Genomic DNA, 15,786 nt, shown 5'->3' with positions numbered 1-15,786 from the left:
TTCTCACGCGTTCCGCACAACCTTCCCAGGAATGGGAATATTCAGTCGGTGCGCGGACCGTCCTTCTCGGCGGATTCGCGGGTATCGCGCCAGCTCGGCGCCCCAGGTATCAGATCGGGCAGATCGGGCATGAGTTCGGCGGTATCGACGATCGGTGCGATCAGTGCGTCATGCTGCGAGCGTGCCGACCGTGCCGCAGCTTGCGCGGCCTCGACAATCGCCCGCCCGACCTTTTCCGGCTTCGCACGCATCGCCTGCGCGGTCAACCGAACGTCGGTGACTACGCCGGCGCCGTCCACGGTCACCTCGACCAACTGATCGGATGAACTGGCCCGTGCGCGCAGCGCGTCCAGTTGCTGCTGGATCTCGGCGAGCTGGACCTGCTGTTTCTCGTAGACATCCATGACGTAATCGATCTGGTTACGCATCCCGTTGTTCGCCGACCGCAGGCTCTCGAGCTCCCATTGATCCATTGCGGCTGCCACCTTGTTCCTCGCTGTCGTCGGCGCGGGCCCGGCACTCGTTCGGCGGGACTTGTCGGCGCCACCGTTGTCGATTATGGATCGACCGCATCCGACTTCCCGCAGGTGGGAGCCCATTCGCGATTCCCCACCGCTGGGAAGGATCGACAATGTTGAGATCGTCGGCGGGAAAGGGTCTGATCGAACAATGACCAGCATGAATATCGACCCCGAGGTGCTGCGCCAGCTTGCGCTGCAGCATGAGCAGGTCGGGCGCGATACTCTTGCGTGGTCGGAGCCGCCGCATGCGTGGCTGGACAGCTTCGAGTCGACCTACGGCACCATCGCCGATCCCGTCCGCCAAGCGCTGGTGAAGTACTACAACGCCCGCGAGCGCGCCGGTAAGGCGCTCGCGCAGGAGCATTTCAACACCGCGAAGTCGCTGCGGGATTCGGCGGATTCCTATGAAGGCACCGACCACGATATGGCGTCGAACCTTCGAAAGATCGGACAGGACTTCGGAGGCCCGCACAGCGGGCCGACGTCCAACGGTGTGGACCCGAATACCCAGTACACCCCTCCGCCCGGCGGCCCCGGTGGTGGGCCCGGCGGCGGCCCGGGAGGTGGACCGGGCGGAGGACCTACGTCGACCGATACCCCGATGGCGCCCGCGGCATCGAACGGTTCGACACCGACGGGCGCAGCACCGGGCGGACCCGGCGGCGGTCCATCCGGTTCGCCGGGCGCGGTTTCGCACCCGGATCAGACGACTCCGACCGGTTCGCCGGGCGTGACTGCCGGGACCACACCACCATCGGTGTCGGCCGGGCCGCTCGGCTCCGGACCGGGCGTGGGACCGGTGTACACCGGTTCGGCCGACGATCGCGGTGCGGGTCAGCCACCGACCGGGGCCACTGCGGCCACTGCGGCCGCCGATGCCTCCCCGATGCCTGTGCCGGTGGGCACACCGTTCGCGTCCGCCGTCGCCGCCGCGAAGGATAAGGAAGCCGAGCCGGCCTATGTGGTCGGCAATGAGGTGAACGACGATCTGGTACTGGCCAGGACCCTGCTCAGCAGTGTGCTCGCGGCCGTCGACTCGCCGGTCGGCATGGCCTGGGCGGTTGCGGTGATGCGCGGTCCGGCCGGCGCCGGTGTGTTCATCACCTCGAACGAGGGCCGCGGCTGGTTGCCTGCCAAGCTCTTCCTGCCGCGCGAAGTCTCGACGCCCTGGCTGTGGGATGAAGTGCTCGGCCCCGACGGTGGCACCGCGTCCTGGGAAAGTGTGTCGGATCCGGCCCGGGTACTGGTCGAATTCGGCCTCGCCTGGGGGCCGAAGGCGAACGCGAGCCTGTCGGCGCTGGTCTCCTCCGGCCCGATCGATCCCGGTCTGCGGTCGCAGCTGAACGACGTGGCGATGGAAGGACTCGTCGGCCCGACCTACGAGGTCGACCTGCGCGAGTTCACCCCGGATACAGCGGACCGGCTCGGACTGGTCGGTTCCCCGACCGCGCTGCAATCCGTCGCGAGCGTGTCGGATCAGCAGGTGCGTGAGCGCTGTGTCCAATTGGCGACGGATGCGCACAGCCGGGTCGGCCGATCGATAGCCGCCAGCGCGGACGCTGCCGGGGCCCGGCAACTGCGCGAGCGGATCCTCTCGGCCGTGCAGGCCGGGCAAAACGTATCCCGGCAGCTGTGGGACGAACTTCGCGATGCCGACGATCTGCTTGCCGCGTCGATGCTGTCGCGCCGGGTGGATGTGGGGCGGGTCGGACTCGGCGACTTGCGGGTCGATATCGAGTCTTCCGCTCTGCGCGACATGATCTTCGAGCGTCGGTGCAATGAGCTGGTTTTGTTGCTGGCCGAAGAGACCGAGCGCCAGAACCTGCGCGACGCGATCTACGCCCACGAGCAGATCATGGGCCATCCGCAATTCGTGGAGGTACCGGCCGCGGTCTCGGTTGGCGAGGAAGAGCGGGTTTCCCGTCCGGCAGGTGCCGGGGTCAGCGGCCAAGGGGTCAGTGCTCCCGCGGTCAGCGCTCCGGCCACGGCCGGACCACCAGCCGGTGCCGTGGTCGCGCCGACCTCGCCGCCGCCCGTCGTGGCACCGGATCGGCTCTGAGTCGCAGGACGGCGACCGCCACCGGAATTCGACGGCGGCAGTCGGGTGTCGTAGGCGATCCTCCGTCGCGCTCTATGCAGCACTCCAGGTGGGTGTGCCATAGACATTGAGTTTGTCGATGCCGTGCTCGGCGGAGAAGCCCAGTCCGACTGCCGCGTAACGCCAAGTTGCTCCGCTCGATTCCGCTTCCCGGGCGAGGGCGTCGACAGCGTCGGTGGTGCCGTGGTGCCGGGATGCGAGTTCGTAGACGAGCCCGGTCAGGTCTTGGCGTCGCTTTGCCATCATGGTGAGCCCGAAGACCGGGCCACCTGCACCGCGTGCACAGCAGACGAAGAAGTGGTGTTGGTGAAGCTTTTCCGCGTCGACGCCACAGCGGACGAGCTCGGAAAGCACTTCCCATGCCGGATCGCCGAAATATCGGACCAGCTTCATCGGCACGGCGACGTCGTTGTACTTGGCCTTCAGGTAGACCTTGTGGTTCAAATCGCCACGGGCGTCCACCTCGAGCGCGACGATCTCCGGTTTGATGAGCTCCTCGTGGTCCGGCACGGACGCCAATCCGGCGAACTCCGGCCATTCATTGGATATTCGGTCCAGCGCTCCGGGCACGACCGCCGGACCGCCGTATACCTTGAGACGGTCCGCATGATTTGGCGTCGCGGCGTGATGGACAACCCCGATCCATGTGGCAGAGCGCTGCAGTGTTCGAACATTCGCGGGATCGGGATATAGCTTCGCGACGAAAGACTGCAGCATGTCGGCGACTGCCTCATCGCCGTTCGGCAACCATGCGACGAGATCCCGGATCGCGGCGATTTGACCCGCGACGCGAGAGCTGAACGCCGTCTCCTGCGTCGCGGTCTCGGTGGCATAGCGAATGGCAGGTGTGAGCTGCCCTCGGCCGCCACTCACACTGACTTCGAACGGGATGCCGGACACGGTCAGCGTACTGGCTTGGAGCCCATCGGGCGCCAGCGCCGCCAGCTGTCCGCCGCAGGCGCGCTCCATCATTGCGCGGATGGGCGCTGGGTCGCAGCCCAGCGCCAACCGCTCGGCCAAATTGACCAGGAATTCTTCGGCAACTCCCATATCGACAACCTCATCTCGCATTTCGACCCGGCATCCCCACCTCCTTCCGCCTTCCCCTTCCTGGGTGGCGCGCAAAGGGTCAGGTACGCGTGGCGGCCCGCACGAGTGGCAGGTGGGCGTTGACGTGTTCCAGCCGGTGCTCCGAGCGCAATTGTGCAAGCCGGTCCAGATCGGTTCCGTAGAGCCGTTCGGCCAGCGGTGTGTCAAGGTCGGTCACTCCGTAGAGGTAGGGCCGTCCGCCGAGTTCACAGCAGCGCTCCAGAAGGTCGCGAAATATATGACGAGTGGCGGAGATGACGTCCGGGTCGCGGTCACCCCAGGTGTACAGGCCGACGACAATCGAGACCGGAGCAGTGCGGACCGGCGCGAAGGCGAACGAGGGTGCATCAAGCGCCCGGCGCACGATCAAGATGTACAACATCGGGTCGACACCGTTCAGCGGAGCTCGGTGTAGCAGTGTTTCCACGGTCGCGACCATCGGCGCGAACTGCTCGACGGGCACGATGTAATCGGTCCACAGCCGAACCCGGTCGGAGAACTGGGCGGCCACGTCGCGCAGGTGCGATATTCGGCCACGAATGGGATCGGACACGATCATGCAGTTCTCCTCCCCACATCGCCGGAGACCGTTTCCGCGCCGACCGACGATGGATGAGAGCCTGCCGCGGCGCATGGACGCACTGTAGATGTCGACGTCATCGCGCTGTGCGATCTGTTCGGCGTGCTCGACGAGTTCGGCCAGTGTGGCATGGTCTGCACGATGCATGTGGGTGTCCTGGCAGATCGGCACTGTGCGTAGCACCGCACGCTCGATCAGTCCGACTGTGCCGAGGCCGCCGAGTGCAAACCGGAACAGCTCCGGATGATCGGTACGTGAGCACCAGCGGCTGATTCCCGTGCCATCGATCAGCTGGATCCGCTCCACGTGATCGACCTGCATGCCGGAGCGCACCGAGTCGATCCCGGCGCCGCCGACCGAGAGGGTACCGCCGACCGACATATGCAGATAGTTCGGTAGTACGGGGGCTGCCCTGCCGGAGCGGTTAAGGTAGCGCTCCAGGCCGTACCAGCTCATTCCGGCGGGCACCTCGATGAGGCCGTCGTCGAGGTCCCGCACTTGCCGTACCGCGGCGTCCGGGGCGTACGTGACCAGCAGTTCGCTGTCGGTGACAGTCTGCCCATCACAAGAATGGCCTGCTCCGCGCAACGTCACCGGTCGGCCGGATCCGAGGACTGCGGAAGGAAATGCGGAGGGCATTCGATGCACGGTCTGTGGGACGGCGTGCCACAGACCGCCGAAGTCGGTAGCAAACTCGTCGATGTGGGACCTCGCGGAAACTCTGGGTCTCGTCGGAGGAGACCCACTCGAACCTCGAGTATGGTTTCTTCCCAGTGTTGGGAACTTCGCGCGGCGGTGGTGGCGCATCCTGGAGGCTCTATGAGAGAACTCCATCCCGACGTACGCGCCGGACTCAGCCTCACACGGGAACTACGGCACCGCATCGCCGACATGCGTGAACGCGCCGACGCGATCGTGGCGCGTCGCCCGTCCCCGAGCGGCATGGTCATTCCGGAGGTCGATATGGGGGGACGACTGCGGGACCTGTACTTGGCGCCCGGAACCTGCGACCGATTCGGCAATCAGGAACTGGCCGCCGAAATTGTGGCCGCCATTGCCGAGAGTGCCGCGGACGCGCGGCGCCAGTACCACATCGCCATGAACGACCCCGAGAACCTGCCGCGGCCGCTCTCGGAGATCATGCGGGAATGGCGCTCCGGATCAGATCGCCAGCCCCCCAATTTTGGGAAGCCGGAACAATGAATCTGAGTTAGCTGGCGGGAGGAATCAACCGAGCATGCCCGAAAGATTGGTTGTCGAGCCGGACGAGCTGCGCCGAATCGCCGCGCAGCACCAAGTGGCAGCGGCAAAACTCCGGGAGTGGGGTGTAATCCCGCATGCTTGGCTCGACGAATTCCCGGATACGTACGGTTCGATCGCGGATCCGATGCATGGAGCGCTCGTCGATTACTACAACAAGCGCCACGACCGTGCCGAAAGACTCGCAATCACGCACGAGCAGACTCGGGACCAACTGCTCGCAGCGGCACAGGCACTCGAAGATCACGATGAGGCCGGTGGGCATCAGATCACTCAGGCGGGCGGTCGCGACCACGGAGCCCCTTCAGGTGGTCATAACCACGGCGCACCGACGGCCCAGCCGGTGCACACCGGGCCCGATGCACCGATGGATAACAGCACTCAACCAGCGCAGCCGCCCGTAACCGCGCCTCCCAACTCGGTCGGGCCGGACGGGACGGCACGCTACGGGCAGGCACCCCACGAGCAGGCACCCCAGTCGCCTCCGGCATCATCGCCACAGACCTACGCCAACTTGCCAACCGGAGCCGAAACACCGATCGCGGCCGCGGCGCCCTCGGTCGGCGCATCGGAGTACAGCCCCCCCGACATGCCGGTGACTCCGGTGGATAATTCGAGCGGTGCCACCGGCACGGTCGGCGGCCCGAGCCTGGTCGGTGGAATGCCCGCAGGACTGGCCGCAGATTCGTACCCGGCAGCGGTCACCAGTGGTGCGGGCTCAGCTGCCCGGTCCGCTGGACCACTGGTGGCAGGCCCGTTCGCCGCCGCGGTCCACACGGCTGCGCACCGGCGAGCGCTGCCGTCGCTGGTGGTAGGGGAGCGGGTTGAAGACGACTTGGTGCTTGCCCGCACTCTGCTGGCCGCGATCCGCCACGCCGTGGATGATTCGGTGGCCGGTTTGGAGTGGGCGGTGGCCGTAGTTCGAACCCATGCCGGCCCTATGGTTTTCCTTACCTCTACCGAGGGGCGCGGCTGGCTGCCTCCCGGACTGTTCCTGCCGTCGGAGGTCATCCTTCCGTGGCGGTGGGATTCCCTCCTCGGTGACAATGGGCGTGAGGCCGTTGCGGCATTGGAAGGGACCACCGACCCAGCCCGAATAATTGCCGAGTTCGGTTCGATAATGGCTCGGCGGAGGCGTTTTCGGCTGAGCGCCCTGGCGTCGTCAACGGCAGTCCCGGAGGGCGTACGCGCATCCGTCGGCGACGATGGCGCTATCGGGGAGTGGGTGTCCGCCGCGGAGTCCGCCGTCGATCTCACCGAACCCGGTGTCGGACTGGTCGACCGGCTCGCGCTGGCCGGTTCGGATGAGTTGCTGCGTCAGACGGCGGCAGTGCCCGATGCCGAAATCAGGGCCAAATGCCTCGAGTTGGCACGAGTCGCGGACGCGCAGGTACGCGCCGCCGTCCCCGGCCTCGACGGGGAGAGCGGTACCCGTCGTGCCCTGCGGCGACGGATCCTCGATGCACTACACGCGGGTCAGTCCGTCCCGGCGAGCTGGTGGGATCAGCTACGCGCGGCCGACGACGTAGCGGCGGCGGCATTGCAATCGTGGCGAGTCGATGTGTCCTACATCCCTGTCGGCGGTTTACGTCCGGGCGCATCCGGTACTCGAGCCGCACGCGACATGGTCTTCGAGCGCCGTGCCGACGAACTGCTGCTGTTGCTCGCCGCAGGCGAACACGACCGGCAGACTTTGCGCGACGCGTTTTATGTCTACGGTCAGATCGTCGAGCACCCGCAATTCCCGGCGACAGCGCATGCGGAAGCGACGCCAGGGCTGAAGACCGTCGACGCAGGTATTGCGGTCCGGGACGGCTGGGTTGCCCGCAGTGCTGAACCCGGCGCGGCCGGCGTCGGGGCCATCAGTGTCAGTTCAACTGTTCTCGGCGGGCCTCCTCCGTCCGTAGACGAATTGCTGAAACGTCCGGCGGTGTCCGAGGGCTCCGGCGAGCAGAGGAGAGCTTGATGGGAGATCAACCTACCGCAAAAGAAGCCGTCGATAAGATCAATAATTGGGACGACGGTTGGGGGATGAGTCACGATATAGCGGACCATGCCGGTGAGGCATTGGACGAGCTGAATAAGTTGAGCGGGCCCGAGTATCAAAAGGCGTGGAATGATCTCGATCCCACTGTTAAAAACCTGCTCATGACTGCCAGTCTGCACCAGGGCTTGGATAAGAAGAGCGATGACTACAAGAAGATTATCGATTCGCTCGGCTATGTGGGCGATCCGAAAGATGTCGTAGACGCGAAGAATGCGAAAGCCGCTGCTGCCGCCCAGAAAGAAAAGGACGACCAAAAGCCCACGGATTCGGATTTCGAGAAGTACGGGGACAGGGCCTTCGAATCCGAGGCGAAACATGCGTATCCGGTCAAACTGTGGCGGCCGAAGGGTCGCAGTGCGTCGCTGGATAGCCTGATCAACGACACCGAGTTCGCTATGCAGTGGGATCTCGACACGCTCGGTGTCGGTAATCCGAAGGAAAACCCTGGATTCACCCAGGTGCTCGATGGTGACCAGATCGAGAGCGCGAGCGGCTGGGGGAAAATTCAGGACGCGGCCGGTGACCTGAAGACGCAGCTGGATAAGAGGAAGAAGGATTATACCGATAAGCATAAAGATGTTTCGGACCTCACATACAACTCCAAAATAACAGGCTCCGATACTTTCAAGGCCCTCACTGGGCTGGTGGAAGAACTCAACGATCGCCTCAAGTATGACCCTGAGGGCGATACTTTTGGGGTCAGGAAAGATGGCAACACGATCTATGGTGGGCACTATGGTGGTGGCCCCACATCCGATATGGCGATCCCCTTCTACGAAAAGAACACGAAAGAAGGGACTTCCGGCTACAACAAGTTTTTCCTGACCCCGCAAGCGGAAATGCAATACTATGTCACGCCGATCCACACGGTAACCGAAGAATGGGATAAGAAATACGCGGAAGCGACCAAAAAATTCCAGTGGCAGGCCGCCGCGGTCGACGACCCCGCGGATGACCCGACCAAGAAGACCACGACGACCACCCCCACGACCACGACGACCACCACCCCCACGACCACGACGACCACCCCCACGACCACGACGACCACCCCCACCGACGACTACAGCGGCACCTTCGACGATCTGCTCGGCGACGGTTCGACCACCACCGACGGCACGACCAGTACCGACGGCACCACGAGCGCCACCGGTTCGAACAGCGACGTCATGTCCGCGATCAATTCGGCGATCAGTGCGCTCGAGAACAGTGCGAACGGAACCAGCGGAAGCCAGGCGACTCAGGCCGGATACAACTCGGGCAGCAGCGGCGGTTCGTCGGGGTCCGGCGGTACGGATATGAGCTCGATGATGCTGCCGATGATGATGTCGCAGATGATGCAGCAGATGATGGGGAACAACGGCCAGGACGACCAGAAACAGCGCGAGGAAGCGGATCGCGAGGAGCGGCGTCGGCGGCGCAGGGAGGAAGAGCAGCAGGCCGCGGCGCAGGCGCAGGCGCAGGCGCAGCCGGCCGTCGCGACGAACACGCCGACCAGTGTGGTTCAGGCGGACGCCAGCGCGACACCGCCGCCGGTGGGCGCCGGTGGGCGGTCGATGGTCGATATGAAGCTGCCCGACGGTACGACACAGAAGGTGTCCTCGGCGGTCGCGCAGGCCGTGAACAAGGAGCTCAACAATCCGAACGGCAGCGATGCCAGGTCGGCTTACTCGGGCACGACCGGACAGCCCTCGGCGGGCAGTCCGTGGGTTTCGGTCGACAGCGCGCATCTGCAGACCGGTGACGTGGTGCAGTGGGCGAATCGCAGTGCCATTGTCGTGGTGGAGCCCTCGGGACTCGAGGTCATCGTCAACGGCCAGCTCGTGCCGCTGGACCCGAACAACCCACCCGACGGCGGCACCGGCGGTTACGGCGAGTTCCAGGGGTTCTTCCATCCGAGTGGCGCCGATCTGGACAACTCCGCGCAGCCGGAGCAGGCGCCGACGCCGAGCGCGCCCGGGGTCACCGCCGCGCCGAACACACCCACGGCCCCACCCGCCGTGCCCGCGCCGACAACGATTTGACATGTCATCGCGGTCCTCCTGATATGCAGGAGGACCGCGGGTCCCCCAGGATGCACGTGGTTCGGTACGGTGCATTCGTCGCCGCAGCGGCACTGCTCGCCGCCGAAGTGGCTAGTGCCGCAACGGAAGTCGGGTCGGTAGTCGCCGATGGGCCGTCCGGTCAGGAGCCGCTCCCGCCATGGGCTACTTTTCCGCACCGATTCGCGCGCCGAGCACGAAATTGCCGCGAGAGCGCGCGGCGTGACAAAGGTGTGCGGGGGCTTCCGCGTCGCGGCTACCTATCCGGACGAGGCACTGACGGGCTCGTACAGGTCGTTTCGGCTGGCGCAGAACGATTCGGCCAGGGTGGTGGCCCGACCGCCGTGATCGTCTGCGGTTGCCGGGTTCAGAAGCGAGCGATTATGCCTGCACCACAGGCGAATCCACGGTGACCTCGTCATCGGGATCGTCTTCGTGCGTTTCGTCGGTATCGGTATCGGTCGGAGTCGATCCGTTCCGATTCACCGCGCGCCGGACATTGGCGCGAGCCGACACCGGAGACATATTCGCCACCGGCGTGGCCGATCCAGGCGCACTCGCGCCGGCTGTCGCGGCCGGCGCCGCCGCCGCAGGTTGGCCTGCGGGCGCCGCCGCAGGGGCGGGACTGCCTGGCGCGGCGCCGGCTGCCGCCGCTGGCGGCTGGCCTTCGCCGGGCTGCGCGCCGTCTTCGGCCGCGTCTTTGTCCTTGTCTTTGTCCTTGTCCTGCTGCTTCAGCAATTGCGGCAACTGCGACACCAATGGCATTGCCATCATGGGCAGCATTCCGAGCATCGACACCAATTGCCCGAGCCCGCCATCGCCACCACCGCTGGAGCCGCTGGAACCGGACTGGCCGCTGCTGCTGGACCCGCTGCTTTCGGAGTCCGAATTACCGTCACCGGCCATATCGTTGTTGAGCTGGTAGACCGCCTCGACCTTGTCGTAGACGAGGTCGATCGCCTCGGCGACCAGCTTCATCAGAGCCACCTCTTGAGCGGGTTTGAGCTTCCCGCTGCCGACGGCCTTCATTTTCGCCTGCAATTCGGACACGATCTCTTTGATCGCCCGCAGCGTCTCATCACTGCCCGCGGCGACCACGATGGAGGTCTTCATGACCTTGGTGTCGTAGGTCAGCAGTGCGGTCTGCCGAGACTGGACCTTCGCCAGAGCCTGCTGGTATTGCTCTTTCATCAGGCTGTCGCCGATGCTCTCGTAGATCACCGGTCGCAACAGATCGTCGACCTTGGGGGGCAGCTCGGGGGTTCCCCGGCCCAGCAGGTCGACGGCGGTTTGGATGGCCTCTTCGGCCATGGAGATGAATGCCTTCAAACCCGCGGAAGCGCCGGCGGGCGGTGTCAGTTCGACCGTCCAGTAGTGGCCGGTCTTGGCCTTGCCCGACGTGGTGGTGGCGGTGGTCGTATCGGTTGCGCCGGGCGGTGCGCCGAACATCGCGGTGGCCGGGGCGGACCCGGGCGCACCCGGGGGCTGGCCCGAACCGTCGGCGGGCGGCTGACCGGACGGATCACGGGGTGGCGGACTGCCAGGCGGCTGGGCGGACCCGTCGGCGGGTGGTTGGCTCCCCGGGGCACCGGGCGGCTGGCTTCCCGGGGCGCCAGGCGGTTGGCCTGATGGAGCGCCAGGCGACGAACCGAAAGGAGTGCCGGGCCCGGCGGAATTGCCGGCGGTGGGGGAGCCGAACAGTGTTTGCCAGGTGTCAGCCGCGGTACCCGCCAGTTCTGCCGCCATATTGTTGCCACCGCCTCCCAGAAGTTCTTCCCATTGTCGTGGCTTCCCGCCGCTGGGAAGATGAATCATTCGCGCAATTGCCTCATAGTCGTTGTCAGCCCCCGAGATTCGGGGCGGCCCGGTGCCAACCGGCGAAACATCTTGGCGAGCAGGTCCGGAGAGGCGGTCGGTGATGAGCGAGAGCGAGTCGGTCGAATGTCGCCGGCATTGACGGGCGACCTCAACGAGGTCTTGCGGCAGCTGCTCGGGCTGTACGGTCACGGTCAACCCGATCCGGCCGCCACCGCGCGCACTGTTCAAGCGATCAACAACGATATGAGTGCGCACACCGGATCGGGAGTGGTGAACTACACCGATGCGCGCGGCATTCAATCGACGATCGCGGAATCGCATGCGGGCAAAGATGGCGTCGTGCACAAGACGGTCGGCGAGGCAGGGGATGGCACTGTCGTCGGCCGGAATCGGTTGACCAATCAGATCGCCGATTTGCAATCGCGCATCCAGGCGATCGCATCGGTCGGCGATACCCGGTTCAGCGGACCCGCCCTGCTCGAAGCGGCCCACACGACCATCGCCAAGGCGGCCAAACAGGTCGATACCGACGTCGCGGCGGCGCGTCAGCGGGCAGCGCAGATCATGCCGCCAGGTATGCCCGAATTGTCCCGGCGAAAGGCCGCCAGTTCGACACCGCGTCGTCGTCGACGGGCTCGCTCGCGATCCGCGGTGCTGTCGAACGGTCGGCGCGGCCGACCTCGGGTGCCATCGGATGGAACCGCGGGCAGCAAGGCTGTCGGCGCGGCCAGCGAATGGCTCGGCACCCCCTACATCTGGGGCGGCGGTGGCGCGGGTGGACCGAGCGGCGGCGGCTTCGACTGTTCCGGTCTGACCCAGTACGCGATCGCGCAGGCCTCCGGCGGCGATGTGGTGCTGCCGCGGACGACCTATGAGCAGATCTATAGCGGGGTGCGGGTCTCCCCGTCGGATGTGCGACCCGGTGACCTGGTATTCCCCGCGAGCTCGTTCAGCGCGCGAGGGCCGGAGCATGTCCAGTTGGCCGCGGGCAACGGCATGGTCATCGAAGCGCCGTATTCCGGTTCGACCGTCAAGTGGTCGCGCATGTCCAGCGACGCCGTTGTGGTGCGGGTGCTGTAGTGGCGGTGGAGATTCCGCCGGAGGTCGCGGATTTCCTCGACTGCTGTGGGGTTCGGTACCCGGATATCGACGAAGGTGATGTGCGTGGGCTGGCGGTCAAGGTGCGCACCTTTGCCGCGAATACCCGCGGGCTCGGTGTCGACGAGAGCGCGGATGCGCTCGCCGCGTACGAGCGCATGGTCGCGACATGGACCGGTGCCGATGGCGACCATCAGGCCGAACTCGACCGGGTCTGCACCGTCATCGCGAAGGCACTCGATGCGGTGGCTTACGTGATCACCGTGACGAAGGCGGTGGTCCTGACCGAACTCGCCGCGCTGGCAACGACTTACGCGGCCATGACCGCCACACCCGCGGCGCGGATCGCCGGACCGCTCGTCGCGGCGGCCGCGCGACGACTGTGCATCCAGATGGAGCGGGCTCTGATCGGCTACCTCGTCATCGAGGTGATCGGCAGGGCCGTCGAACCCCTCGGACGCAATGTCGACAAGTTGTTCACCGGTGCAGCGTCGGTTCGCACTTCGCCTGCCGAACGCGCCCGCGAACTGCGGATGCCGGATGTGCACGAGTCCGAACCGGAGATGCCGGGTGTGTTCCTTGCCGAGTCGCCGTTGTCTGGTGTGCCTTCTGCCGAGTCGCAGTTGCCTGGCGCGGGCCCTGTCGAACCTCGGATGCCTGGCGTGACCTCTGGCGAAGCGCAGAATCCAAGCGCGGTCCCCGGTGGAGTACAGAAGCCGAGCGCGGCCCCTGGTGAGCCGCAGCTGTCCGACGCGGTCCCTGCCGAACCTCCGAACCCTGGCGCAGACCCCGCCGAGGACGCGACGGTGACCGGCTCCCGCGCTGTTCAAGTCGGCCCTCGTAAGCAGCCTCCGCTCGGACCGAGCCGTTCGCGCGGCTTCGTGACACCGTGGGCGCATGCGGTCCGGGCGTCGGCGCAGCGCGCGGCCTTCTCGAAAGGAGTGCCCTCCAAGGCTTTCCAATCCCTGGACCGGCGAGCGACTACGGCTCGCAAGCCGCGGGAAACACCATGGTCGAAGCTCGCTCGGGAATCGGAGACGGCATCGGAATTGGCGGCTACCGTACCCACGGTCCGGCGCCGCGAAGATGGCGGCCGATGAACAGGCCGCGAAGCAGGAGTGCGGCGGCCGGCGGTGTGTGGGGATCCGACCGGCCGCCGCACGACAGATCGCCGGGGTTTTGGGGTGACGATCCGCCGCTTGCCAGGTAGTGGCCGTCGACCGGATCACGGTCACCGGCCACCACTGGACGGGGCTGGGTCTTCGGGATGAGGGACCGTCGACCCAACTCCAATATACCGCTAAATAACGGTACATTCAATATCGAGCCGATAAATGATGTGTACATAGACCGGACCTCGGCTAACGATGCCGCCTTCTCAACCTTGGGAATAGCTCGACCGTCGCAACCGGGTCCGAAATGGCTATCTTCGGTCCACGAGGATCGTTGGAAGGAAGTCCGAGTTGTCTGCGGCCGAGGACGCGTTCTACACAGGTGTGCAAAGTCTGGCGCTCGTCGCCGGGGGCGTGCGAAATGAGCAGCAGGCGGCGGCTGCCTTCCGCGCCGCCACGGACCTGGATCCGGATATGTGCGATGCCTGGTTGGGCCGCGCCATGGCCGGTGAGGTCACCTCCGAGGTGATCTACGGTGCATACCGATCGGCGCACAACCTGTACCGAGATCAGCAACGCGCCGGTCTGGTCGATCGTGCGCTGTGGTGTCAGGTCGAGATCGGCGTTTTCGGACTGCGCGTGGCCATGGCGGATCGGGATCAGATCGCCATCGCCCAGGCGTGCTCGTACGCCGACGGTGGTGAGTGGCAGGAGGCCGCGGCCATTCTCGCCGAGGTGCCGCGCGACGATGTCGCCGACTTCGTGCGAATGTCGCTGTTCTTCCGCACCAAGCAGTGGATCGATGTGCTCACCGCTCGCAATGCCAAGCCCGCGCTCGAGGATGGGCTGTTGGATATCGCGGCCGAGCTGATGACGGCACAGGCGCTGGCGCATCTCGGCCGGTTGGGCGAGGCCCTGCCGCGCGCGCAGCGCATCGTCGAGGACAGTCAGTCCGGCAATCTGTCCTACATCTGGGCGGACGCGCATTACCTGCTCGGCATGCTGCTGCGTCACGACGGCGATCACGATGCCGCCGACAAGATCCTCAAGGGGCTGCAGGGTTCCGCGCTGTGGCCGGACCGACCCGAATGGCAGCGGGCGGTGCGGGACAAGTCCTATCGACTCGAGATCACCTCCGCCGAGGTCCTCGCTTCGCGCACCAATCAGTGGGATCCGAAGTCCGGTGACGACCCGACCGAGGTAGCCGCATCCGCCGCCCGGCTCGCTCGCGAGACACAGCTGGAGGAGGCCTCCGAGCTGCTGCGCGCCCAGATCGGCATGGACTCGGTCAAGGAGCAGGTCGACCGGCTCAAGTCGGGTGTGCTGATGGATCAGGTACGGGCCAAGCGCGGGCTGGCGGTGGATTCCCGATCGCAGCATCTGATCTTCTCCGGCCCGCCCGGAACCGGTAAGACGACCATCGCCCGCGTCATCGCCAAAATCTTCGCCGGGCTCGGCGTGGTCGAGAACGCCGACGTGATCGAGGTGTCGCGTAACGATATGGTCGGCACCCACCTCGGCCACACCGCGCCGAAGACGAATGCGCTGATCGATTCCGCGCTCGGTGGTGTGCTGTTCATCGACGAGGCGTACACCCTGATCCAGGAGGGACTGTCCGGCGGTGACGCATTCGGTAAGGAAGCTGTCGACACCTTGCTGGCCCGCATGGAAAACGACCGCGACAAATTGGTCGTGATCATTGCGGGTTACGAGGACCAGATCGACCGGTTCCTGGCCTCCAACGACGGCCTCGCCTCGCGTTTCACCAAGCGCATCCGCTTCTCCAGTTACGACGCCGATGAACTGGTGCGAATCGCCGATCACATTGCGCACAAGAAGGATTCGATCCTCTCCGGCGACGCCAAAGACGTGCTGCGGGTGCGGTGCGAACAGTTGTCGGGGCAGACCAAGAACGGTCGGCGACTCATCGATCTGGCGGGCAACGGTCGTTTCGTCCGCAATGTGGTCGAGGCCGCCGAAGCCGAGCGCGACTATCGATTCACCAGGGACAACGCGGATGTGCTTTCGATGACCAATGAGGAGTTGATGACCATCGACTCCTCGGACATCACCGCCGCGCTCGCGGGCTTGGCGCCGGCCGCGACGGGCTGATTCGCATGGCAC

The 15,786-nt window shown here is 65.6% G+C and carries 11 protein-coding genes; 7 read left to right on the top strand and 4 right to left on the bottom strand.

Translation table 11 applies throughout. The features are described from left to right. Window positions 1-41 precede the first annotated feature (41 nt). Entirely contained in the window at window positions 42-473 is a 432-nt protein-coding gene (locus tag ACIBW7_RS21945) for a YbaB/EbfC family nucleoid-associated protein (RefSeq protein ID WP_397049018.1), read from the bottom strand. A 205-nt stretch (window positions 474-678) separates the two neighbouring features. Here ACIBW7_RS21945 and ACIBW7_RS21940 point away from each other — a divergent pair, with 205 nt between their 5' ends. Then, the gene (locus ACIBW7_RS21940; RefSeq protein WP_397049016.1) at window positions 679-2,580 is read left to right on the top strand and encodes a type VII secretion target; all 1,902 of its coding nucleotides are present in this window, start codon (window positions 679-681) and stop codon (window positions 2,578-2,580) included. 72 nt (window positions 2,581-2,652) lie between these two features. Here the strand turns inward: ACIBW7_RS21940 and ACIBW7_RS21935 are convergent, their stop codons facing one another. Continuing rightward, the gene (locus tag ACIBW7_RS21935; protein ID WP_397049014.1) at window positions 2,653-3,669 is read right to left on the bottom strand and encodes a hypothetical protein; all 1,017 of its coding nucleotides are present in this window, start codon (window positions 3,667-3,669) and stop codon (window positions 2,653-2,655) included. A gap of 79 nt (window positions 3,670-3,748) precedes the next feature. Next, a complete protein-coding gene (locus tag ACIBW7_RS21930; protein WP_397049011.1) occupies window positions 3,749-4,927 on the bottom strand; it encodes an FAD-binding protein in 1,179 nt (392 codons plus the stop codon). 180 nt (window positions 4,928-5,107) lie between these two features. Here ACIBW7_RS21930 and ACIBW7_RS21925 point away from each other — a divergent pair, with 180 nt between their 5' ends. From ACIBW7_RS21925 to ACIBW7_RS21915, 3 genes are read left to right on the top strand one after another with little or no spacing between them, the layout of a single operon-like run. Continuing rightward, the gene (locus ACIBW7_RS21925; RefSeq protein ID WP_397049009.1) at window positions 5,108-5,491 is read left to right on the top strand and encodes a hypothetical protein; all 384 of its coding nucleotides are present in this window, start codon (window positions 5,108-5,110) and stop codon (window positions 5,489-5,491) included. A 34-nt stretch (window positions 5,492-5,525) separates the two neighbouring features. Continuing rightward, on the top strand, window positions 5,526-7,514 hold the full coding sequence (locus tag ACIBW7_RS21920; protein WP_397049007.1) for a type VII secretion target: 1,989 nt from the start codon (window positions 5,526-5,528) through the stop codon (window positions 7,512-7,514). Further along, the gene (locus ACIBW7_RS21915; protein ID WP_397049005.1) at window positions 7,511-9,616 is read left to right on the top strand and encodes a hypothetical protein; all 2,106 of its coding nucleotides are present in this window, start codon (window positions 7,511-7,513) and stop codon (window positions 9,614-9,616) included. Before ACIBW7_RS21920 ends, ACIBW7_RS21915 begins: the two co-directional genes overlap by 4 nt. Window positions 9,617-10,015: 399 nt before the next feature. On the opposite strand, the gene ACIBW7_RS21910 is transcribed toward ACIBW7_RS21915, so the two are convergent. Beyond that, window positions 10,016-11,083 carry a hypothetical protein gene (locus ACIBW7_RS21910; RefSeq protein ID WP_397049003.1) on the bottom strand — a complete coding sequence of 356 codons (1,068 nt, stop codon included), beginning with the start codon at window positions 11,081-11,083 and terminating at the stop codon, window positions 10,016-10,018. A gap of 492 nt (window positions 11,084-11,575) precedes the next feature. Here ACIBW7_RS21910 and ACIBW7_RS21905 point away from each other — a divergent pair, with 492 nt between their 5' ends. The 3 genes from ACIBW7_RS21905 (at window position 11,576) to eccA (ending at window position 15,774) form a co-directional block, all read left to right on the top strand. Beyond that, the gene (locus tag ACIBW7_RS21905; RefSeq protein WP_397049001.1) at window positions 11,576-12,532 is read left to right on the top strand and encodes a C40 family peptidase; all 957 of its coding nucleotides are present in this window, start codon (window positions 11,576-11,578) and stop codon (window positions 12,530-12,532) included. 5 nt (window positions 12,533-12,537) lie between these two features. Further along, window positions 12,538-13,650 (top strand): hypothetical protein, encoded by a 1,113-nt coding sequence (locus ACIBW7_RS21900; RefSeq protein ID WP_397048999.1) that lies wholly within the window; start codon window positions 12,538-12,540, stop codon window positions 13,648-13,650. Window positions 13,651-14,013: 363 nt separating this feature from the next. Next, the gene (gene eccA, locus ACIBW7_RS21895; protein WP_397048997.1) at window positions 14,014-15,774 is read left to right on the top strand and encodes a type VII secretion AAA-ATPase EccA; all 1,761 of its coding nucleotides are present in this window, start codon (window positions 14,014-14,016) and stop codon (window positions 15,772-15,774) included. Window positions 15,775-15,786: the final 12 nt, after the last annotated feature.

The sequence above is a fragment of the Nocardia sp. NPDC049526 genome (assembly GCF_044465765.1).
In the GTDB taxonomy this organism is placed as follows: Bacteria; Actinomycetota; Actinomycetes; order Mycobacteriales; family Mycobacteriaceae; genus Nocardia.
The sequence above is the reverse complement of the archived record's forward strand: the minus strand, read 5'-3'. Positions and strand labels throughout refer to the sequence as shown.